This window comes from Salipiger mangrovisoli (assembly GCF_015223355.1).
Classification (GTDB): Bacteria; Pseudomonadota; Alphaproteobacteria; order Rhodobacterales; family Rhodobacteraceae; genus Salipiger; species Salipiger mangrovisoli.
In genome coordinates, this window is the sequence record NZ_JADFFK010000016.1 from 1 (window position 1) to 21761 (window position 21761).

Sequence of the window (21761 nt, forward strand, 5' to 3'; positions counted from 1 at the left end):
TGCTTACGATCGCGGAAGTGCCTGTAACGGGAGTAGAACCGCAAATCTGCGGAGCCAACTCCGGCCGCGGGTACCAAGGGTTGATCGGTCGCGGGCGTGCGGCGTGATCGCGTTTGCGCAGTCCGCTTTTGCGCAGGGCCGCGCGCCATGCGAGTGGTCACGGCGCGCGGGATTGGCGCCCGAAAGGCGCTTGGCTGTCAGTTGCCGACCATCGCCTTGATCCGGGCTGCCTTTTGGTCATGGTTTTCATCTCTGCTGATGATCGCCAGGGCATCGCCGATTTGCTGTCCAGACATTTTCGCAACCACGTCAGGTGGGACGTAGTCCTCGAGAAGCGCGATCTGGGCCTCGGAGAAGGTCATAGGTTCGGTGCCGCCGCCGCCGGCGATGAACGCGATCTGCGCCCGCTTTTCCGCGTCAGTGTCGCTGCCGTTCGCGGCGGCGAAGGCGGCGGCGACCTGCTGGTCGCTCATCATCGAGACGTCGACGTCGGGCGCGTACTGATTGATGGCTGCGGCCTGTGCGGGCGTGGCCTCGGCATGGGCTGTGCCGGTGGCGAGACCCGCCGCGAGCAGCGCTGCAATGACAGGTTTCATGGTATCCTCCCTTTCCAAGGGCAAGATTGTGACCTCGGTCGCGGCGTGTGATGCACATCCCTTCCTGCCGTCTCTGCACGGGTGGCGCGCGGGGCGCCGGGAACTCGGCAAGGAACAAAGGGCCTTCGCGTCGCCCGAGAGCGTCGGAGTGACCATGTCGCTGCACGACCCCCGACCTTTCCCTAGGTAAGTGCGAACGGCCGAAGGTCCAGAGCCCCTCACCACCTTGTCAGCGGACGCGCCTGCGCGGCTGCCCGAGGCCCGACGCAACCCGTCAGAAAAAAAGCTGACCGCATCGGTGCGAATCCGCTTACGCTGCGGCAATCTACTGAAATCAAAGGAGTTGCCGGTGGAGAGTCAGACAGTTCACCCCTTGGCCCCCGATCACATTCCAGGATACGTGGTCGGAGCCGACGGAAGCGATGTATTGTTCACCGCGATGACGATCTTCGGGATTGTGCTCGTCGTCGGCCTTGGTGTCCTCTACCTGACGCTGCACTCCATTCCCGAGCGGATGGCGCATAAGTCCAGCCACCCGCAGTTGCAGATTGTCGGCATCCTCGCGCTGCTGGCGCTGTTCACCCACAACAACCTGTTCTGGGTCGCGGCCGTGCTGGTCGCTGGCTTCCAATTCCCGGACATGCTTTCGCCGCTGCAGTCCATCGCGCGCTCGCTGGCGCGGCTCGCGGGCCGCCCGGTCGAGGAGGACATCCCCGAGGCCGAGCTGTCCGGTCCGGCTTTCCACCACCGCGACGGGGAGGGCTGACCATGCTCGAAGCCATTCTCTGCTCGCTGGTCACGCTGCTGCCCGACTACCTCTACCGCCGCTACGCGCAGGGCAAGCAGTTCGGCCGGGAGCTGACGCTCTTCTCTGTCTGGTACGAGCTGCGCTGGGGGCTGACGCTGTGGATCTTCCTGACCGTGTCGCTGATCACCGTGCTGTTCTACTACCACCCGGCGAGTCTTTCGGTATCGTCCTACTTCCGCACCGTGACGATCCTTCCGCAGGTCAGCGGGCGGGTGTCGGACATCTACGTGAAGAACAATCAGAAGGTGTCGGCGGGCGATCCGCTGGTGCGGCTCGACGGTCTGTCGCAGCAGGCACAGGTGGATGCGGCGCAGGCTCTTCTGGCCGAAACCGAGGCGTCGGCGAAGCTGGCGCAGACCGATCTGGCGCAGGCCGATGCGGGTATCGCGCAGGCCCGCGCGGCGCTGGTGCAGGCGCAGGAGGAGTTGCAGCGGAACGAGCAGCTGCGTGACCAAGGGTCGAGCGCCGTGCGACTCGTCGAGATCGAGCGCTACGAGAACATCGTCGATCAGCGCGAGGCGCAGCTGCGCGCCGCCGAGCTGCAGAAGGAGAGCGCCCAGCAGCAGATCGACGCGGTGCTGCCGGCCAAGCTCGAAAGCGCGCGGGCCCAGCTGGCATTGGCCAGGGCGGAAATGGACAAGACGCTGATCTCTGCCGGGGTCGACGGGCGTATCGAGCAGCTGGCCCTGCAGGTTGGGGATTTCATCAGCCCGCTCGCCCGGCCCGCGGGCATCTTCGTGCCCACCGGGGCAGGGGCCGAACGCTTTCAGGCCGGGTTCAACCAGATCGCGGCCCAGGTGATCCATCCCGGCATGGTTGGCGAGATGGGCTGCATGAGCAAACCGCTCGACATCATCCCGATGGTGGTGACCGAGGTGCAGGATGTGATCCCCTCGGGGCAGCTACGGCCTTCGGACCGGCTGGTCGACCCGCAGGACGACGTCCGGCCGGGCAGCGTGCTGGTCTACCTCGAGCCGCTCTATACCGATCAGCCGACGAAGGTGCCGCCCGGAAGCAGCTGCACGGTCATGCTCTACACCGACAACCACCACCGGCTCGAGCACGAGGAGATGGGCACCGGCAAGCGCATTTTCCTGCATGTGGTGGACACCATCGGCGTGGTTCACGCTGCCGGGCTGCGGCTGCGCATGCTGTTCATGCCGGTGCAGACGCTGGTTTTCTCCGGCGGACACTGAACAGGCCGGAAAGGGCGGCCGTTCAGGCCGCCTGCGGCAGGCTCTCGAGATGCGTCAGCACCTCGCCGAGCGGCAGCACATCCGCGTAGCGCCGACCCATGTCGCCGAGATTGGCGGCATGGGTCTGCGGGTCGTGGTCGCCGCAGCACTCCTCGGGGAGGATGACCCGGAATCCATGCGAGAAGGCGTCGATCACAGAGGCCCTGATGCACCCCGAGGTGGCGCATCCGGTGACGATCACCGTGTCCACGGCCTCTTGCGTGAAGAAGCTCGAGACGCCGGTCTGGAAGAAGATCGACGGGGCGCGCTTGATGACCTGCGTGTCGTAGGCGGGGTCGATAATGCGGGGATCGAACTCGCAGCCCGGTGTGCCGAGGATCCAGTTCTCGACGTCGGCGATCTTCCAGCGCAGCGCGTCGCGCGTCGAGCTGTAGCCGGTGACGCAGCTGGCCACGGGCAGGCCCGCGGCGCGGGCCGGGGCAAGCAGCCGCGCGGTCGCCTCGACCGCGGCGTCGATGCGGGGGCCGCCGCCCATCGGAAAGGCCGGGTCGGTCAGGCTGCGCTGGAAGTCGACGACGACGATGCCGCAGCGTCGCCCGAAGCCAATCTGCCCGGTGCCGAAGCCGAGGCGCGCGTAACGGGTGAGCAGGTCCATCAGGGTCTCCGGTAAAAGTCCGGACAATCTGGGGCGGTCGTGGTGGCGCTTGTCAAGCGGTACGCGGGCCGGACGGTGGCGGCGACGCAACCTTCCTCAAAGCTGCACAATGGGCAAGCGCCACGGCGCGTCGTCGCGCAAGGCATGCGCCCGTCGCGTAGCTCATGCCCTTATCTATGCATTAAGTGCATGGCTGATTTGCGGAGGCGATCTCCATCTGGTGACCGCCGCCGAGTCTTGCGTAGATGGGGGCAAGGACCGCGGCAGGGCTGTGGCGCGGGCAGGGGTCCGCGGACGCAGTTCGGGACCGCACAGGAGGACTTCCGCATGAACACCCACGCGCGTATCGCTTTTCCCGCCCTCCAGGCCCGGACCATGAGCGCCGAGGATGCCGCCGCGCTGATCCACGACGGCATGACCATCGGCATGAGCGGCTTCACCGGCTCGGGCTATCCGAAATCGGTGCCCGTGGCGCTCGCGGCGCGGATCGAGGCGGCACATGCGGCGGGCGATCCGTTCCGTGTGAAGGTGTTCACCGGCGCCTCGACCGGTCCCGAGCTTGACGGCGCGCTGGCCAAGGCAAATGGTATCGAGTTCCGGCTGCCCTACAACTCCGACCCCATCGCCCGCGAGCAGATCAACTCAGGCGAGATGAACTACGTCGACATGCACCTCAGTCAGGTCGCTCCGGTGGTCTGGGAGGGCTTCCTCGGCAAGCTCGACATGGCGGTGGTCGAGGTGTCGGGCATCACGCCGGACGGCGACCTGATCCCCTCGACCTCGATCGGCAACAACAAGACCTGGCTCGATCAGGCCGAGAAGGTGATCCTCGAGGTCAACCACTGGCAGAGCCACGCGCTCGACGGAATGCATGACATCTACTACGGCACGGCGCTGCCGCCGAACCGTGTGCCAATCCCGCTCGTCCGTCCCGACGACCGCATCGGGCAGACGCATTTCCGCATCGACCCCGCCAAGGTGGTCGCGGTGGTCGAGACCGAGGCGCCGGACCGCAACCTGCCCTTCGCCAAACCCGATGCCGTGGCTGAGGCCATCGCCGGGCACCTGCTGGAGTTCCTCGGCCATGAGGTCGCGCGGGGTCGGCTGCCGGAGAACCTGCTGCCGTTGCAGTCAGGGGTGGGCAACGTGACCAACGCGGTTCTCTCGGGGCTGATGGATGCGCCTTATCACGGCATGACCGCCTTTACCGAGGTGGTGCAGGACGGGATGCTGGATCTGCTCGACGCGGGCAAGCTGCGCATGGCCTCTGCCACCGCCTTTTCGCTCAGCCCCGAGGCGGCGGAGCGCTTCAACCGCGACGCGCTGCGTTACCGCGACAAGCTGGTCCTGCGCCCGCAGGAAATCTCGAACCACCCCGAGCTGGTGCGCCGCCTTGGCTGTATCGCGATGAACGGGCTGATCGAGGCGGACATCTACGGCAACGTCAACTCGACCCATGTGATGGGCTCGCGCATCCAGAACGGCATCGGCGGCTCGGGCGACTTCGCGCGCAATGCCTACCTGTCGATCTTCATGACGCCCTCGACCGCCAAGGGTGGCAAGATCTCGGCCATCGTGCCGCAGGTGGCGCATGTGGACCACATCTCGCAAGACGTGCAGGTCATTGTCACCGAGCACGGGCTCGCGGACCTGCGGGGGCTGGCGCCGCGCCAGCGTGCCGGGGTGATCATTGACCGCTGCGCCCACCCCGACTTCAAGCCGATGCTGCGCGACTACTACGCGCGGGCGCTGCAGGGGTCCTTCGGCAAGCACGCCCCGACGCTGCTGAACGAGGCGTTGAGCTGGCACCAGCGTTACGTCGAAACCGGCTCGATGAGGTAGGGCAGGGCCTTGCCGCCGCAGAAAGCGGAAAGCCCGGCCAATGGCCGGGCTTTCGCGTCTCTCGAGGGGCGGGACCCTCAGATGAATTCGGCCTGCGGCATGCCAAGGATATGGAAGCCGCCGTCCACGTGCAGGATCTCGCCCGTGGTGCAGGCGCCCGCGTCCGAGACAAGGTAGACGGCGGTGCCGCCCACGGCCTCGAGCGTCGCGTTGCTGCGCAGCGGGGTGTTCTGCTCGGTGAACTTGTAGGTCTTGCGTGCGCCGCCGATCGCCGCACCGGCAAGCGTCTTCATCGGGCCGGGCGAGATCGCGTTGACGCGGATGCCGTCCGGGCCGAGGTCGTTGGCAAGATATCGGGTCGCCGATTCCAGCGCCGCCTTGGCCACGCCCATGACGTTGTAGTTCGGCACGACCTTGACCGAGCCGTCGTAGGTCAGCGTCAGCAGCGTGCCACCGTTCTCGACCATCAGCGGGTGCGCGCGGCGCGCCACCTCGATGAACGAGTAGCAGGAGATGTCCATCGAGTTCTTGAAGTTCGAGCGGCTGGTGTTGAGGAACCGGCCGGTCAGCTCGGACTTGTCGGAAAACGCGATGGCATGCACCACGAAATCAATGGTCGGCCAGCGTGCGCCAAGCTGCTCGAAGGCGGCGTCGAGCGAGGCGTCGTCGGTGACGTCGACATCGACCATGAAGTCCGACCCGATGCTCTGCGCCAGCGGCTCGAGCCGCTTGCCGAAGGCATCCCCCTGGTAGGTGAAGGCAAGCTCCGCCCCCGCCTCGTGCAGCGCCTTGGCGATGCCCCACGCGATGGAGCGGTCGTTCGCCACCCCCATGATCAGCCCGCGCTTGCCCTTGAGAAGCTCGCCCATGTCCGTCTCTCGCTTGTTATTCTTGATATTTGCTCAGCAGCATCGACCCGTTGGTGCCGCCGAAGCCGAAGGAGTTGGTCATCACCGTGTCGAGCCCCGCGTTCTCGACGAGGCTGGTGGCAATCTCTTCGGGTTTCAGCGCCGGATCCAGCGTCTCGACGTTGATCGAGGGGGCGATGAAGTCGTTCTGCAGCATCAGCAGGCAGTAGATCGCCTCCTGCGCGCCGGTGGCACCCTGGCTGTGGCCGGTCATCGACTTGGTCGAGGAGACCAGCGGCGTGCTGCCGGGGCCGAAGACGCGGCGCACCGCCTCGATCTCGCCGACATCGCCGACCGGGGTCGAGGTGCCGTGGGCGTTGATGTAGCCGACCTTGCGGTGCTCGGGTAGGGACTGCAGCGCGAGGCGCATGGCGCGCTCGCCGCCCTCGCCCGAGGGGGCGACCATATCATGCCCGTCGGAGGTGGCGGCGTAGCCGGTGACTTCCGCGTAGATTTTCGCGCCGCGCGCCTTGGCGTGCTCGAGTTCCTCAAGCACGACGATGCCGCCGCCCGCCGAGATGACAAAGCCGTCACGGCCCGCATCGAAGGCGCGCGAGGCCTTCTCGGGGGTGTCGTTGTACTTCGAGCTCATCGCGCCCATCGCGTCGAAGAGGCACGAGAGGGTCCAGTCGAGCTCTTCGCCGCCGCCGGCGAACATCACGTCCTGCTTGCCCATCATGATCTGCTCTGCGGCGTTGCCGATGCAGTGAAGCGAGGTCGAGCAGGCCGAGGTGATCGAGTAGTTGATGCCCTTGATCTTGAAGGCGGTCGACAGGTTCGCCGAGATCGTCGAGCACATCGCTTTGGGCACCGCGAAGGGGCCCACGCGCTTGGTCGCGCCGGTGCTCAGAACGGTCTGATGCGCGGTCAGCAGCGCCGAGGTCGACGGGCCACCCGAACCGGCGACGAGGCCGGTGCGCGGGTTGACGATGTCACTCTCTTCGAGACCCGCATCGGCGATCGCCTGGCTCATGGCGATATGCGCGTAGGCCGCGCCCGGACCCATGAAGCGCAGCGTGCGCTTGTCGACGTGTTCGGACACGTCGAGATCCACGGCCCCCGCGATCTGGCTGCGGAAGCCGTGTTCCTTCATCTGCTCGTTGGCGGTGATGCCGGAGCGGCCTGCCTTCAGCGAGGCAAGGACTTCTGCGGCATTGGTGCCGATGGATGAAACGATACCCAGTCCCGTGACGACGACTCGACGCATGGGAAACCTCCCTCTCAGCTCTCGGAAAGAGCGACTTTCATGTCTTTGACCTGGTAGATGACTTCGCCATCCGCCTCGACGATGCCGTCGGCGACACCCATGGTCAGCCGGCGGGTCTGCACGGCCTTGGTGAAATCGACCTTGTAGGTCAGCATTTTGCGGTCCGGGCGCACCATGCCGGTCAGCTTCACCTCGCCCACGCCGAGCGCGTAGCCGCGGCCCAGCCAGCCGCGCCAGCCGAGGTTGAAGCCGGTGAGCTGCCACAGGCCGTCAAGACCAAGGCAGCCGGGCATGATCGGGTTGCCGGGGAAATGGCAGTCGAAGAACCACAGGTCCGGGGTGATGTCGAACTCAGCGACCACGTGCCCCTTGCCGTGCAGGCCACCGTCCGACGAAATATCGGTGATGCGATCCATCATCAGCATGGGCGGCGCAGGAAGCTGCGCATTGCCCGGTCCGAAGAGCTCGCCGCGCGCGCATTTCAGTAGATCTTCCTTGCCGAAGCTGGTGGGATAGTCGGCCATGCAGGCACGCCCCTTTGTCCATAGTTTCAGGTTGCGCCTCCTCTATCACCGCGAAACCGCGCCATGCAAGCCTGCGCATCGACGGGTCACCTTGCGACGCGGACCATGCCGGCGGTGGATTTCCGTTTGAAAAGGGGCGCTGTGCACCATTATATACAGTCCATGAAGCTAGGTAACCGGACTGAGCGATGACAACCGAAGCGGTACAGAGAGGCAGCGACTGGCTGAACCAGGCGGGGCTGAGGCCCACGCGGCAGCGCGTTGCGCTGGCGGCGCTGCTGGTGGGAGACGGGAAGCATCGTCACTTCACCGCCGAGAGCCTGTTCGCCGCCGCGCAGGCCGAGGGCGAGAGCGTCTCCTTGGCCACGGTTTACAACACGCTGCGCGCCTTCTGCGATGTCGGGTTGATCCAGGAGGTCACCGTCGACGGCAGCCGCAGCTATTTCGACACCAACACCCACGACCACCCGCATTTCTTCTGGGAAGACGAGGGCCACCTGACCGACGCCCCCTCGGAGGAGCTGGTGATCTCGAAGTTGCCGAACGCGCCCGAAGGCGCGGAGATTGCCTCGGTTGACGTGGTGATCCGCCTGCGCAGGAAGTGAGCCGCGGCTGACGCCGCTGCGTCAGGGGCGCTGCCCCTCTTCGCCATGTCTGCTTGCGCCTATCGCGCGGGAATGGTGACCCTTCGGCCGATTCATTCCGGCATATTTCTAAGAAGACGAAGCAGGCGGGCGCCGGCGCGGGGCCGGGAACCCTCTGCGCCATGAGGACGTTTTTCCGGCAAACGGAAAAGGAGGTTCCCATGAGCCGCAAGCTGACATTGCAATCGATCGAGCCGCTGACCCACGACGTGCACCACCTGGTGTTCGACCGCCCCGAGGGGCTGGACTTCGTGCCGGGGCAGGCCGTCGACATGGCGCTCGACCGGGACGGCTGGCGCGAGGAGCGCAGGCCCTTCACCTTCACCTCGCTGCCCGAGGAGACGCGGCTGGAGTTCGTCATCAAATCCTATCCCGAGAGCGCCGAGGGGCACGACGGGGTGACCGCGCGGATCGGCCGTCTGCAGCCCGGCGACAGCGTGCTGGTCGAGGAGCCCTGGGGGGCCATCGAGGACAAGGGGGACGGCGTCTTCATTGCGGGTGGCGCCGGGGTCACGCCGTTCATTGCCATCCTGCGCAACAAGCTGGCGCAGCGCGGCACGCTGGAAGGCAATACGCTGGTGTTCTCCAACAAGACCGAGGCGGACATTCTTCTGCGCGAGAGTTTCGAGCAGATGCCCGGCCTGCGCACGGTCTTCGTGGTGACGGACGAAGAGGACAGCCCGCGCCACCGCGAAAGGATCGACGGCGAGCTTCTGGCGCAGGTCGTGGTGCCCGAGCGGGACCTTTGCTACATCTGCGGACCTGATGCGATGCTCGACGACATGTCGCAGGCGCTGCGGGACATCGGGGTCGCCGATGCGCGCATCGTCACCGAAGAGTTCGACTGAGGCGTGCCCGACCTGGGCCGGACGGGGCGGCGGTCAGAACCATTGCCCCGGTTCCATCAGCCCCAGGTCGAGCAGTTGCCGTGAGTGCCATTCGAACTGCGCCGAGTTGTGCCAGCGGAAACTGCGGATCTGATCGCTCGATCCCGGATTGCGCTTCAGCGCCTTTGCGGTGCGGAAAGAGGCGATGGCAGCGGTGACATTGTGATGCCAGGGGCAGGCATAGGTATTGTATTCCTCGTCGCTGAAGGTGTGATCGTTTCGCAGCTCCAGCCCCTTCTCGGCACGGAAGAGCGCGATACGGTCGATCTTGCGGCGGGCTTTCGGCACGTGCTCCTCGAACCGCCAGCGCAATCCGCCGAAGAAGTCGAGCTGCCGCTCCTTGGGGCGGTTCGCACGCGCCGGATCGGGGCGGGCCAGGGCGTAATAGCCCGAGCGGTCGAGCCAGGCGTCGTCGAGCGAAACGGCATTCGGCGCCGCCGCGAGGTCGCCGGCATAGAGGTCCACCACGTAGCTCAGCATGGCATCGCGCCGCTCTTCGGCGTGGAAGGCCAGCATCTCGCCGATGCTGCGCGTCTCGCAGAACGGGTAGAAGAGGAACTCGGCGTTGTAGCAGTAGTACATCCAGCGGCCGGGCGCCGCCGCCGCCACGCGGGTCACCGTGCGCGTCACCGCGTCCTCGGCGTGCGGGTCGAAGTCGATCCGATGCGCGCGTTCGGCCACATCGGCTGCCAGCGTCAGGTGGCGCGGCATGAACAGCAAGACCGGCGCGAAGCCGAGCTGCATGTGATGGCGCGCGGTGGTGCTCACCTCTGCCTGATCCTCGCAGAAGATCATCGCCAGCGGCCTGTCGTCCGCGCGCGCCCCAAGACCTGCCGCACCCCGTTTCAGGAACTCGTTCAACCCGCTATACTGCATGCGCTCTTCGCCCGGCGTTTTGCCCCGGACAGTCGGGGAAAACCCCGCGCATTGCAAGCACGGGCCGTCTTGCGCTATGCCAGCGCCCTGAACCGCGAAACCGGAGTCTCCCATGTCCCAGTCGAAGACGGCCCAGCCGAAGAAACTCTTCATCAAGACCTACGGCTGCCAGATGAACGTCTACGACAGTGAGCGCATGGTCGAGGCACTTGGCGGGCAGGGCTATGTCGAGACGCAGAGCCCCGACGACGCGGACATGATCCTGCTCAACACTTGCCACATCCGCGAGAAGGCCGCCGAGAAGGTCTATTCCGAACTGGGCCGGCTCCGTCACCTCAAGGAGGAGAAGCCCGATCTGAAGATCGGCGTTGCGGGTTGCGTGGCCCAGGCCGAGGGCGCAGAGATCATGCGCCGTCAGCCGCTGGTCGATCTCGTCGTCGGCCCGCAGAGCTACCACCGCCTGCCCGAGCTCGAGGCGAAGGCAGGGCGCGGGGTTCGGGCGCTCGACACCGATTTTCCCGAGGAGGACAAGTTCGAGAAGCTGGCATCGCGTCCCAAGGCGAAGCGCGGCCCGACCGCCTTCCTCACGGTGCAGGAGGGCTGCGACAAGTTCTGCGCGTTCTGCGTGGTGCCCTATACCCGCGGCGCGGAGGTCTCGCGCCCGGCCGCACGGGTGCTCTCCGAGGCGCGTGACCTGGTTGAGCGTGGCGTGCGCGAGATCACCCTCCTGGGGCAGAACGTCAACGCCTACCATGGTCATGAGAAGGGCCTTGCCGGGATCATACGCGAGTTGGCCAAGATCGACGGGCTCGAGCGCATCCGCTTCACCACCTCGCATCCGAACGACATGGACGACGCGCTGATCGAGGCCCACGCCGAGATCGGCAAGCTGATGCCCTACCTGCACCTGCCGGTCCAGGCAGGCTCGGACCGGATCCTCAAGCGGATGAACCGCCAGCACACCGCAGAAAGCTACCTGAAGGTCGTCGAGCGCCTGCGCGCCGCGCGTCCCGACCTGCACTTGTCGGGCGACTTCATCGTCGGCTTCCCGGAAGAGACCGAGGCGGATTTCCGGGCCACGCTCGATCTCGTCGAGGCGGTGCAATACGGCTCGGCCTTTTCGTTCAAATATTCCGAACGTCCCGGCACCCCGGCGGCAGAGCGCCCGCAGGTCTCCGAAGTCGAGAAGGACGATCGCCTGCAAAGGTTGCAGGCGCTGCTCGGCCGTCAGCAGCGCGCGCTTCAGGATGCCATGGTCGGACGCGAGGTCGGGGTCCTGTTCGAGAAGCCCGGCCGCCGGCCGGGGCAGATGGGAGGCAAGTCGGACTACCTGCACGCGGTGCATGTCGCCGGCGACGACCTGCGGGTCGGCGATCTGCGCCGCGTGCGCATCGTCGAGTCCGGCCCGAATTCGCTGAAGGGCGAGCTTGTCTGATCCGGCGCACGCCGCATTTTTGTCACAGCCGGCAGGGAAACCTCGGGCATTGATCTGCGCCGGGCGACAATCCACGGTCGGCGGCGTCGATGATCGCCAATTCGACACAATATATGGTGGTTTCCCCTTCACAGGAAAGAAATTGCTGATACTCTCCCGTCGCGTAAGGGGTTTGGCCAGAAGCGGAGCGTTCCGCGTCTGACGGCCATGGGTATCAACATTGAAGGGGACACAGGCTGTGGCGACACGCTTTTCCAAGGCCCTCCGCGGCGTTCTGTGGGGGGCAGCCGTATCCGCGCTTGCCCTGACCGGCGCCGCCGCACCGGCGGCCGCCGCGGACGGACTGAACACGCCGCTCATTTCCACGCAGAACACCCGGACCATTCGTGGCGAGCGATATATTCCCGGTATTTCGCTGTCGCCGGACGGATGCGAGATCTGGGTCATGGACGACGGAGCAGAGGGCTATGCCGTCTCGCGCGTGACCCGCGATGGCCGTCCGGTCTGCCACGAGATCAACATCTGCGGCACGCTCAAGGCGGACCAGTATTTCGCCACGGACAGCTACAAGATCTACCCGCAGAGCCGCTACCGGCTCGACGAGTTCTTCCGCGATGCCAAGGCATTCGGCTACATCATCGTCGGCCACACCGATGCCCGTGCCAGCAACGCCTACAACGACCGGCTGAGCCTCAACCGGGCCAATTCCGTGGCCGCGGTGGCCCATGCCAACGGCGCGCGGGTGATCGACGTGCGCGGGTATGGCGAGAACTACCCGGTGGCGACCAACAGCACCGCCGAGGGCATGGCGCAGAACCGCCGTGTCGAAATCCTGTGCGTGCGTTGAGGGGATGAGCCAGATGAACATTGCCAAACTCGCGCTGGTGCTTGCCGCCGCCCTCGGCCTCGCCGCCTGCGACATGCCGATCGGCGCGGACAAGAGCCAGGACGTCAACCTGATCGACCGCAACGACCTGTCGCAGATCCGCTGGGGCGTCTGGGTCGATCCGGACGGCTGCGACAACTGGATCGCCGACGACGGCGTCGAGGGCTACCTCGCGCGCCGTCTCGACAAGTACGGCAAGCCGGTCTGCTCCGGCATCGCCCCGCCCACGGTCGCCACGGGCGACTTCAAGCAAGGCGCCACCTCGGTGATCGGGGACCCGCTCTGAGGCGGGATCCCACATACCAATGCCAACGGCCGCGCGGTGCCCACCGCGCGGCCGTTTTGCTTCTTTCCTCCCTGTGCCGGGCCGAAGCCGCTTGACCTGAGCCCCCGGGGCTTGGCACCATAACCTTGCACTCAAGCGCAGGAGACATGCGTGAACACAGGCATCCTGACCGAAGCCATCCTGGAATTTCCGGACAACCGCCTCCTCATCGATCTGTGCGGTGAATACGACCGCAACCTCACCGACATCGAAGCCCGAACCGGCGTGCAGATCTTGCGCCGCGGCAACCAATTGGCACTGCACGGCCCGGCCGAGGCGCAGGAGGCCGCGCGCGAGGTTCTGAACGCGCTCTACCAGCGGCTGGAGCAGGGTCGCTCGGTCGGCCGCGGCGACATCGACCGCGAATTCCGCCTCGCCCCCGAGGAGCAGGAGCCGGGCGACCAGCTCGAGATGTTCTCGGGCGGCAAGGTCGAGATCAAGACCCGCAAGAAGCTCATCGAGCCGCGCACCGACGCGCAGAAGGCCTATGTCCGCTCGCTGTTCGAGCACGAGCTGGCCTTCGGCATCGGCCCGGCCGGCACCGGCAAGACCTATCTCGCCGTCGCCGTGGGGGTGAACCTTTTCATCACCGGCCAGGTCGACAAGATCATCCTCAGCCGTCCCGCGGTCGAGGCGGGCGAGAAACTCGGCTACCTTCCCGGCGACATGAAGGACAAGGTCGATCCCTACATGCAGCCGCTCTACGACGCGCTGAACGACTTCCTGCCCGGCAAGCAGCTCGCGAAGATGATGGAGGAGAAGACCATCGAGATCGCGCCGCTCGCCTTCATGCGCGGCCGGACCCTGTCGAACGCCTTCGTGGTGCTGGACGAGGCGCAGAACGCCACCTCCATGCAGATGAAGATGTTCCTCACCCGTCTCGGCGAGGGCAGCCGCATGGTGATCACCGGCGACCGCAGCCAGGTCGACCTGCCGCGCGGCGTGCAGTCGGGCCTGCAGGACGCCGAGCGCCTGCTGACCCATATCGACAAGATCAGCTTCAATTACTTCACCTCTGCCGACGTGGTGCGCCACCCCCTTGTGGCGAAGATCATCGAGGCCTACGAGAAGGACGCGGAGCGCGGGGCCTGACGGTCCCCGCCCGTTCTTCTAGGTTCAAATATCCCGGGGGTCCGGGGCAGCGCCCCCGACTTGCACATATGGCTCAGCTGACCGACACGATCATCGAGGACGACCGTTGGGAGGAGGCCGGGCTTGAAGACCTCGCCGAGACCGCGGCGCGGGCCGCGCTCACGCATCTCGGGCTCGATCCCGCGGCCTTCGAAATCGCCGTGCTGGCCTGCGACGACGCCCGCATCGCCGAGCTGAACGCCGAGTTCCGGGAAAAGCCCACTCCGACCAACGTGCTCTCCTGGCCGTCCGAGGAGCGTGGCGCCGAGCATGAGGGCGCGATCCCCGAGCCGCCCGAGACCGAGGACGGCCCCTTCACGACCGAGCTCGGAGATCTGGCAATCGCCTATGAGACCTGCGCGCGCGAGGCGCGCGAGGGGGGAAAATCGCTCACCGACCACGTGACGCATCTGGTTGTTCATGGAACCTTGCATCTTCTGGGTTATGATCACGTGCGTGAGGGCGATGCGACGCTCATGGAAAATATAGAAACGGAAATACTTGGCAAAATGGGTATCGCGGACCCATATTCGTCTGACCTCTGAGAGACACAGGAACAAAAGGACCGATGGGAGACAACGACGGCTCGTCTAATGCAGCGCATGGCGCGCAGGAAAACGAGCAGATAGACCGGCCCCCGGGCTTCTTCAGACGCATCTTCTCCGGCCGTGTGAACGGGACCGGAGAGGACGGTGAACCGGGGCAGGACCTCGTGGCCGCTTACGAGCGACCCGTACATGGCATGATGAACCTGCGGCGCATGCGCGTCGAGGATGTGGCGATTCCCAAGGCGGAAATCGTCGCCGTGCCCGACACACTCACCAAGGACGAGCTTGTGACGGTCTTCCGCGACAGCGGCATGACCCGTCTGCCGGTCTATTCCGGCACGCTCGACACGCCGGTGGGCATGGTGCACCTCAAGGACTTCGCGCTGCGGCACGGGTTCAACGGCAATGGCACCGAGTTCGACCTCAGCAAGATGCTGCGCCCGCTGCTCTTCGTGCCGCCGTCGATGCCGATCGGCGTGCTGCTCACCAAGATGCAGACCGAGCGCCGCCACATGGCGCTGGTGATCGACGAATACGGCGGTGTCGACGGTCTGGTGACCATCGAGGACCTGATCGAACAGGTCATCGGCGAAATCGAGGACGAGCACGACACCGAGGAGGGGCGCAACTTCTTCCGCGAGAAATCGGGCAGCTGGCTGGCGCTCGCCAAGACCCCGCTCGAGGAGTTCGAGGCGGCAACCGGCATCGCGCTCACCGATCCCGACGAGATCGACGAAGAGGAGATCGACACGCTTGGCGGCCTCGTCTTCATGCTCGCGGGCCACGTTCCCGCGCGCGGCGAGGTGATCCCGCATCCCGACGGCATCGACTTCGAGGTGGTGGACGCCGACCCGCGCCGCATCAAGCGGCTGCGCGTGCGCCCGTCGTCACCGGCGGCCGACGCCGGCGCTGCGACGCCCGTGCTGCTGCCTCCCGCGAAACCCGAAGCCGTCCCGCAGGTGACCGGCGGCGAGGCCGGGGCCGGGCGTGGCTGACCAGCAGGCGCAAACCGACGCAGGACATGCAGGCGGGCCCCTCGGGGGGCTTGCCGCGGTGTCCGCACCGACCGGCGAGTCGCGAGTCCGTCGCGTGCTGACCGGCCGCGCCCGCGTGCTGCCCGCGCTGCTGTGCGGCGGGCTCATGGCGCTCGGGCAGGCACCGTGGAACCTGTGGTACCTCGCCCTCGCCGGGCTGGTCCTGTCGATGGCGCTGTTCTCGATCCAGCGCGGCTCGCGCGCCGCGCTGGTGGTCGGCTGGGGCATGGGCACCGGCTATTTCGGCCTCGCGCTGAACTGGCTCACCGAACCGTTTCAGGTTGATGCCGCGGTGACCGCCTGGATGGCGCCCTTCGCGCTGGTCCTCATGGCGGCAGGGCTGGCGCTGTTCTGGGCGCTGGCCTTCTGGGGCGCGGCGCAGGCCCCGCGCGCGAAGCTCTTCGCGCTGGTGGCCGCCTGGGCGCTGGCGGAACTGGCCCGCGGCTACCTCTTCACCGGCTTTCCTTGGGCGCTCGTCGGCTACCTCTGGGAGCCGACACAGGCGATTCAATGGGTTGGCTGGACGGGCTCTTACGGGCTGACGCTGGTCACATTGGCGCTGGCGGCGCTGCTCGCCTCCGCGCTGCGCGGCGGCTGGCGCTCCGGCGCGGCGGGCATGATGCTTCTGGGCGGGCTGCTCTGGGGCGGGGCGCAGATGCTGCCGCCCCTGCAGGACCTCGACGGTCGCCCGGTGGTGCGTCTCGTGCAGCCCAACGCGCCGCAGACGCAGAAATGGGACCGGGGCTTTGTCCCGCTCTTCTTCGATCGCCAGGTCGAGTTCACCGCCGCTCCGGCGCAGGACGGGCTGCCGCGCCCCGAGCTGATCGTCTGGCCCGAGACCGCCGTGCCGCGTCTGCTCGAGAACGCCGAGGCCGAATTGCGGGTGATCACCGATGCCGCGCTGCCGGGCCGGGTGGTGCTCGGTATTCAGCGCAGCGAGGGGTACGACTATTACAACTCGCTGGCGCTGGTCACCCAGGGACCGAAGGTTGAAGCGGTCTATGACAAGCACCACCTCGTTCCCTTCGGCGAGTACATGCCCTTCAAGGAGCTGTTCCGCCACATCAACGTCAGCGGCATCGCCGCGCGGGCCGAGGGCGGCTATTCCGCCGGGCCGGGCGCGCAGCTCGTCGATCTGGGCGGTGAGATCGGCTTCGCGCTGCCGCTGATCTGCTACGAGGCGGTCTTTCCGCAGGACCTGCGCGCCGCCGCGCGACCCGACCTGCTGCTTCAGATCACCAACGACGCCTGGTTCGGCAACTTCTCGGGCCCCTACCAGCATCTCGCACAGGCGCGGATCCGGGCCATCGAGCAGGGACTGCCGCTGCTGCGCGCGGCCAATACCGGCGTCTCGGCGGTGATCGACGGGGCGGGGCGGGTGCTCAAGGCGCTGCCGTTGAACGAGGCCGGGTTCATCGACGCCCAGCTGCCGCCGCCGCTGCGCGTGACCCTCTACAGCCGCACCGGTGACCTGCCCCTTCTCGCGCTGCTGGCGCTGCTCATGGTGCTGGCCTTCGTGCCGCACCGCCGCAAAACCGATTGACGCCGCAATCTTTGGCGCGTAGCGAGAAGTTTCATATCCCTGTCACAACGGCTTCCTGGCGTGACAGCTGGTACCCAATGGAGCAATTATGTCCCGACAAAACTATATCTTCACCTCGGAATCCGTTTCCGAGGGACACCCGGACAAGGTGTGCGACCGCATATCCGACGCCGTGCTCGATGCGCTTCTGGCCGAGGACCCGTTGGCACGGGTCGCCTGCGAGACCTTCGCCACCACCAATCGCGTGGTGATCGGCGGCGAGATCGGGCTGACCGACCAGGACAAGCTGCATGAGTACATGGAGCGCATCCCTGAGATCGCGCGCGCCTGCATCAAGGACATCGGCTACGAGCAGGACAAGTTCCACCACGCCACCTGCGAGGTCACCAACCTGCTGCACGAACAGTCGGCGCATATCGCTCAGGGCGTCACCGGCGCGGGCAACCGCGACGAGGGTGCGGGCGACCAGGGTATCATGTTCGGCTACGCGACCAACGAGACGCCCGAGCTGATGCCGGCGCCGATCCTCTACTCGCACGCGGTGCTCAAGAAGCTCGCCGAGGTGCGCAAGTCGGGGGTCGAGCCGATGCTGGGACCGGATGCCAAGTCGCAGATCTCGGTGCGCTACGAGGGCGGCAAGCCGGTCGGGGTGACCTCGATCGTGCTGTCGACGCAGCACACCGACGAGGGCCAGACCTCGGATGACATCCGCGCCATCGTCGAACCCTACATCCGCGCGACCCTGCCCGAAGGCTGGATCTCCCCCGAGACCGAATGGTGGGTGAACCCCACCGGCACCTTCGTGATCGGCGGGCCGGATGGCGACGCGGGCCTGACCGGGCGCAAGATCATCGTCGACACCTACGGCGGTGCGGCCCCGCACGGCGGCGGTGCCTTCTCGGGCAAGGACCCCAGCAAGGTCGACCGTTCCGCCGCCTATGCCGCGCGCTATCTTGCCAAGAACGTCGTCGCGGCGGGGCTGGCAGAGCGCTGCACCGTGCAGCTGTCCTATGCCATCGGCGTGGCCAAGCCGCTGTCGATCTACGTCGACACCCATGGCACCGGTGATGCCGATGCCGAGGCGATCGAACGCGCGATCCCCAAGGCCATGGATCTGACGCCGCGCGGCATCCGCACGCATCTCGAGCTGAACAAGCCGATCTACCAGCGCACCGCGGCCTATGGCCACTTCGGCCGCGCGCCGGAGGCGGACGGCGGCTTCTCCTGGGAGCGCACCGACCTTGCCGAGGCACTGAAGCGCGCGCTCTGAGGCCGGGCAAGTCCCTTCGAAGGGACTTGCAAATTCGGTCGACCGAATTTGGCAAAGGGTTGGGCGGGCCGGGGGACACCTCCGGCCCGCTGCGCTTTTGTCTTGTAACCTATGGTCAATCTTCCAGCCGCGTGCCATTGGCACTGGCATGGATTTGTGGATTGTCGTCACCCTTTGCGCTGCCTTCTTCCAGACCTTGCGCTTCATGCTGCACAAGGTCCTGAGCACGGGCGGGCTGACGGCAACCTCCTCGACCTTCGCGCGCTTTGCCTATGCCGCCCCTGCCGCCGTGCTGGTGGTCGGCGGCTACCTGATCGCCACGGGGCAAGACTGGCCGCAGCTTGGCGTGGTCTTCTGGGCCTATGCGCTTTTCGGCGCGCTGGGGCAGATCCTTGCCACGGTCTTCGTCGTGGCATTGTTCCGGCAGCGCAATTTCGCGGTGGGCATCACCTTCAAGAAGACAGAGGTGATCCAGACCGCGCTGGTCGGCCTTGCCGTTCTGGGCGAGACCATCTCCGCGGCGGGCTGGGGGGCAATCCTGGTGGGCCTCGTCGGGGTGCTCCTGCTGTCGGACACTCCGGGACTGTCCGGCAACTGGCTGCGCCGCATGGGCAGCCGGGCCGTGGCGCTCGGCCTTGCCTCGGGGTTCTTCTTCGCCATCTCCGGTGTCGGCTACCGCGGCGCCTCGCTCGAGATCGCCTCGGATGCGCCGTTCCTGCGCGCCGGGGTGACGCTGGTCTGCGTGGTGCTGTCGCAGGCGCTCGGCATGGCGCTCTGGCTGCGGCTCTTCGAGCCGGGACAGATCAGCGCGGTCTGGCAGGCGCGGCGCACCGCGATCTGGCTCGGTCTCACCTCGATGGCCGGAAGCCTGTCATGGTTCACCGCCTTCACCCTGCAAACCGCCGCCTACGTGCAGGCGCTGGGGCAGGTCGAGCTGATCTTCTCGCTCATGGCCTCGGTGCTGGTCTTCAAGGAAAGCATCACCCGCCGCGAACTCACCGGCATCGGCTTTCTGTGCCTGTCGGTGCTGATCCTCGTCCTGGTGCTCTGAGCGCGGGTTCCGGGTTGCGCGCGGGACGGCGGGCTGACATTTTCCGCGCCAGAAAAGGAGCCCGCCCCATGTCCTTCACCCTTGCCACCTGGAACATCAACTCGGTCCGCCTGCGCGAGCCCATCGTCCTCAAGCTGCTCGCCGAGCAGGGGCCGGACGTGCTGTGCCTGCAGGAGACCAAGAGCCCGGTCGACAAGATCCCGCTCGAGCAGTTCGCGGCGCTCGGCTACCACCACATCGTGGCGCGTGGGCAGAAGGGCTACAACGGTGTCGCCATCCTGTCGAAGCTGCCGCTGCTGGACGCCGGAGACCAGGATTTCGCCACGCTCGGCCATGCCCGCCACGTCGCGGCCAAGCTCGAGAACGGCGTCACCATCCACAACTTCTACGTGCCGGCCGGCGGTGACGAGCCCGATCGCGAGATCAACGAGAAGTTCGGCCAGAAGCTCGACTACCTCACCGAGATGCGCGACTGGTTCCACGCCGAGAAGCCCGAGAAGGCGATCCTCGTCGGCGACCTCAACATCGCCCCGCGCGAGGATGACGTCTGGAGCCACAAGAAGCTGCTGAAGATCGTCTCGCACACGCCGATCGAGGTCGAGCATCTGGCGCAGGCGCAGGAGGCGGGTGGCTGGGTCGACATCACCCGGCAGGATATCCCCGAGGGGCTGCTCTACTCGTGGTGGTCCTATCGCGCCCGTGACTGGGACGCGGCGGACAAGGGGCGGCGGCTGGACCACGTCTGGGCAACGCCCGACATCTCGAACGCCGGGCACGGCTCGCGCATCCTGCGCGACGCGCGCGGCTGGGAGAAGCCCTCGGACCACGTGCCGGTCTTCGCCAGCTTCGACCTCTGAGCCATCGCAGCGCCCGGAGGTGACACAAGTCCGGGCGCTTGCGGAACAATCCGCGATGCGCTCTGGTTGAGGCGGGACCCGGACATGGTTTCCGGCCGCAACCTTGGAGCGCCGTGCATGGGCTCGAACACCACCATCTTCGCCGTCCTGCTGGCGGTTGTCCTGTCCCTCACGGTGGCTTTCGCCGTCTGGCGCGCCATCTCGACCGCCCGAACGCCACAGGGCGCGGCGGCCTGGACGGTGTTCCTTTTGGCGGCCCCCTGGTTTGCGCTGCCAGCCTATCTCATTTTGGGCCAGCACAAGCTGAAGGGCTACCGGGTCACCCGGCGCAGCAGCCGCCTGGTGCGCCGCGAGATGGATGCCTTCTGCGCCGACTACCCGCCCGCCGATCCCGGTTCCCGGCGCTACCGCGCCTTCGAGCGCCTGGCGGCGATGCCTGCGGTCGGAGGCAATTCAGCCGAGCTGCTGGTGGATGGCCGCGCGACCTTTGATGCGGTCTTCGCAGCGATGGACCGGGCAGAACACTACCTTCTGGTGCAATTCTATACCATCGCCGAGGACGGCGTCGGCAACGACATGGCCGCGCGGATGATCGCGGCGGCGGAGCGCGGCGTGCTGGTCCGGTTGATCTTTGACGGTGTGGGCAGCTACGGGCTGCCGGCGCATTACCTGAAGGCGCTGCGCGACGCCGGCGTCGAGGTCGTGGACCCCGCCAATGCGCCCGGCCCGACCTCGCGTTTCCAGATCAATTTCCGCAACCACCGCAAGACGGTGATCATCGATGGCGAGGAAGGCTTCATCGGCGGGCACAACGTCAAGGACGACTACCTTGGCAAGAATCCGACCTTCGGTCCCTGGCGCGACACCCACCTGCACCTGCGTGGCCCGATGGTGGCGCAGCTCCAGCTGGTCTTCGCCGAGGACTGGCACTGGGCAACGGGCGAGAGCATCGGCAGCGGGCTGAACTGGCGGCCCGAGAGCGCCGAGGCGAACCTCTCGGGCCTGGTATTGCCCTCGGGGCCCGCTGACGACATGGACACGGGCGCGCTGTTCTTCATCTCGGCGCTGGCAGAAGCGCGCGCGCGGGTGTGGATCGCTACACCCTATTTCGTGCCGGACCAGGACGTGCTTTCGGCGCTTGTCAGCGCGGCGCTGCGCGGCTGCGACGTGAAGGTCCTGGTGCCCGACACGATCGACCACTACCTGCCCTGGCTCGCGGCCCATGCCTTTTTCGACGAAGTGCGCGCGGCGGGGGTCGAAGTGCTGCGCTACGAAGGCGGCTTCGTGCACCAGAAGGTGATGCTGGTGGATGACGACCTGGCCGCCGTGGGCTCGGCCAATCTCGACAACCGCTCTTTCCGGCTCAATTTCGAGACAATGGCAGTGATTTTCGACCGCGGCTTCGCGTCGCGGGTGGCGAAGATGCTGGAGGCCGATTTCACCAGGGCTTACAAGATGGACAAGCCGCTGAGTGCGCATCCATTGTGGGTCCGCGCCGCCGCGCCCCTTGCGCGGCTGCTGGCCCCGATCCTGTGAAG

At 66.5% G+C, this 21761-nt stretch carries 22 protein-coding genes and 1 riboswitch; of the genes, 16 read left to right on the forward strand and 6 right to left on the reverse strand.

The features are described from left to right. Nucleotides 1–197: 197 nt before the first annotated feature. Nucleotides 198–596, reverse strand: a complete 399-nt coding sequence (locus IQ782_RS19260; RefSeq protein WP_194136301.1) for a hypothetical protein — start codon at nt 594–596, stop codon at nt 198–200. A gap of 349 nt (nt 597–945) precedes the next feature. Between IQ782_RS19260 and IQ782_RS19265 the strand changes: the two genes are divergently transcribed. Next, nucleotides 946–1362, forward strand: coding sequence for a hypothetical protein (locus IQ782_RS19265; RefSeq protein ID WP_194136302.1), 417 nt, complete (start codon nt 946–948; stop codon nt 1360–1362). Nucleotides 1363–1364: 2 nt separating this feature from the next. Then, nucleotides 1365–2600: an HlyD family secretion protein gene (locus IQ782_RS19270; RefSeq protein WP_194136303.1), complete on the forward strand. Its 1236-nt coding sequence runs from the start codon at nt 1365–1367 to the stop codon at nt 2598–2600. 22 nt (nt 2601–2622) lie between these two features. On the opposite strand, the gene IQ782_RS19275 is transcribed toward IQ782_RS19270, so the two are convergent. Further along, entirely contained in the window at nt 2623–3255 is a 633-nt protein-coding gene (locus tag IQ782_RS19275; RefSeq protein WP_194136304.1) for an isochorismatase family protein, read from the reverse strand. A gap of 327 nt (nt 3256–3582) precedes the next feature. On the opposite strand from IQ782_RS19275, the gene IQ782_RS19280 reads away from it, so the two are divergent. After that, a complete protein-coding gene (locus tag IQ782_RS19280; protein WP_194136305.1) occupies nt 3583–5097 on the forward strand; it encodes an acetyl-CoA hydrolase/transferase family protein in 1515 nt (504 codons plus the stop codon). A gap of 77 nt (nt 5098–5174) precedes the next feature. On the opposite strand, the gene IQ782_RS19285 is transcribed toward IQ782_RS19280, so the two are convergent. The 3 genes from IQ782_RS19285 to fabA are packed head-to-tail and all read right to left on the reverse strand — an operon-like array spanning nt 5175 to nt 7736. Next, nucleotides 5175–5966, reverse strand: a complete 792-nt coding sequence (locus tag IQ782_RS19285) for an enoyl-ACP reductase FabI (RefSeq protein WP_194136306.1) — start codon at nt 5964–5966, stop codon at nt 5175–5177. Nucleotides 5967–5982: 16 nt separating this feature from the next. Then, complete coding sequence (gene fabB, locus IQ782_RS19290; RefSeq protein ID WP_194136307.1) at nt 5983–7212, reverse strand: beta-ketoacyl-ACP synthase I; 1230 nt, start codon at nt 7210–7212, stop codon at nt 5983–5985. Nucleotides 7213–7226: 14 nt separating this feature from the next. Further along, nucleotides 7227–7736 carry a bifunctional 3-hydroxydecanoyl-ACP dehydratase/trans-2-decenoyl-ACP isomerase gene (fabA, locus tag IQ782_RS19295; RefSeq protein WP_194136308.1) on the reverse strand — a complete coding sequence of 170 codons (510 nt, stop codon included), beginning with the start codon at nt 7734–7736 and terminating at the stop codon, nt 7227–7229. A 188-nt stretch (nt 7737–7924) separates the two neighbouring features. Between fabA and irrA the strand changes: the two genes are divergently transcribed. Further along, the gene (gene irrA / locus IQ782_RS19300; protein ID WP_194136309.1) at nt 7925–8341 is read left to right on the forward strand and encodes an iron response transcriptional regulator IrrA; all 417 of its coding nucleotides are present in this window, start codon (nt 7925–7927) and stop codon (nt 8339–8341) included. Between the two features lie 200 nt (nt 8342–8541). Further along, nucleotides 8542–9228, forward strand: coding sequence for an FAD-binding oxidoreductase (locus IQ782_RS19305; RefSeq protein ID WP_194136310.1), 687 nt, complete (start codon nt 8542–8544; stop codon nt 9226–9228). 33 nt (nt 9229–9261) lie between these two features. Here the strand turns inward: IQ782_RS19305 and IQ782_RS19310 are convergent, their stop codons facing one another. Further along, complete coding sequence (locus tag IQ782_RS19310; RefSeq protein WP_194136311.1) at nt 9262–10143, reverse strand: hypothetical protein; 882 nt, start codon at nt 10141–10143, stop codon at nt 9262–9264. Nucleotides 10144–10255: 112 nt separating this feature from the next. Here IQ782_RS19310 and miaB point away from each other — a divergent pair, with 112 nt between their 5' ends. The 11 genes from miaB (at nt 10256) to cls (ending at nt 21759) form a co-directional block, all read left to right on the forward strand. Continuing rightward, the gene (miaB, locus tag IQ782_RS19315; RefSeq protein ID WP_194136312.1) at nt 10256–11578 is read left to right on the forward strand and encodes a tRNA (N6-isopentenyl adenosine(37)-C2)-methylthiotransferase MiaB; all 1323 of its coding nucleotides are present in this window, start codon (nt 10256–10258) and stop codon (nt 11576–11578) included. Nucleotides 11579–11816: 238 nt separating this feature from the next. Continuing rightward, nucleotides 11817–12425 (forward strand): OmpA family protein, encoded by a 609-nt coding sequence (locus tag IQ782_RS19320; RefSeq protein WP_194136313.1) that lies wholly within the window; start codon nt 11817–11819, stop codon nt 12423–12425. Between the two features lie 13 nt (nt 12426–12438). Then, nucleotides 12439–12750: a hypothetical protein gene (locus IQ782_RS19325; RefSeq protein WP_194136314.1), complete on the forward strand. Its 312-nt coding sequence runs from the start codon at nt 12439–12441 to the stop codon at nt 12748–12750. Between the two features lie 150 nt (nt 12751–12900). Next, nucleotides 12901–13881 carry a PhoH family protein gene (locus IQ782_RS19330; RefSeq protein WP_194136315.1) on the forward strand — a complete coding sequence of 327 codons (981 nt, stop codon included), beginning with the start codon at nt 12901–12903 and terminating at the stop codon, nt 13879–13881. Nucleotides 13882–13949: 68 nt separating this feature from the next. Further along, nucleotides 13950–14465, forward strand: coding sequence for an rRNA maturation RNase YbeY (ybeY, locus tag IQ782_RS19335; protein ID WP_194136316.1), 516 nt, complete (start codon nt 13950–13952; stop codon nt 14463–14465). Nucleotides 14466–14488: 23 nt separating this feature from the next. Then, nucleotides 14489–15463, forward strand: coding sequence for a hemolysin family protein (locus IQ782_RS19340; protein WP_240989413.1), 975 nt, complete (start codon nt 14489–14491; stop codon nt 15461–15463). 94 nt (nt 15464–15557) lie between these two features. Then, nucleotides 15558–17045 (forward strand): apolipoprotein N-acyltransferase, encoded by a 1488-nt coding sequence (gene lnt, locus IQ782_RS19345; protein ID WP_338092613.1) that lies wholly within the window; start codon nt 15558–15560, stop codon nt 17043–17045. Between the two features lie 36 nt (nt 17046–17081). Beyond that, nucleotides 17082–17130, forward strand: a riboswitch (SAM-SAH riboswitch). A 3-nt stretch (nt 17131–17133) separates the two neighbouring features. After that, nucleotides 17134–18315 carry a methionine adenosyltransferase gene (gene metK / locus IQ782_RS19350; RefSeq protein ID WP_194136317.1) on the forward strand — a complete coding sequence of 394 codons (1182 nt, stop codon included), beginning with the start codon at nt 17134–17136 and terminating at the stop codon, nt 18313–18315. A gap of 148 nt (nt 18316–18463) precedes the next feature. Beyond that, complete coding sequence (locus IQ782_RS19355; protein WP_194136318.1) at nt 18464–19366, forward strand: EamA family transporter; 903 nt, start codon at nt 18464–18466, stop codon at nt 19364–19366. A gap of 68 nt (nt 19367–19434) precedes the next feature. Further along, nucleotides 19435–20223, forward strand: coding sequence for an exodeoxyribonuclease III (locus IQ782_RS19360; protein WP_194136319.1), 789 nt, complete (start codon nt 19435–19437; stop codon nt 20221–20223). A gap of 117 nt (nt 20224–20340) precedes the next feature. Further along, entirely contained in the window at nt 20341–21759 is a 1419-nt protein-coding gene (gene cls / locus IQ782_RS19365; protein WP_194136320.1) for a cardiolipin synthase, read from the forward strand. The last annotated feature ends 2 nt before the right edge of the window (nt 21760–21761 follow it).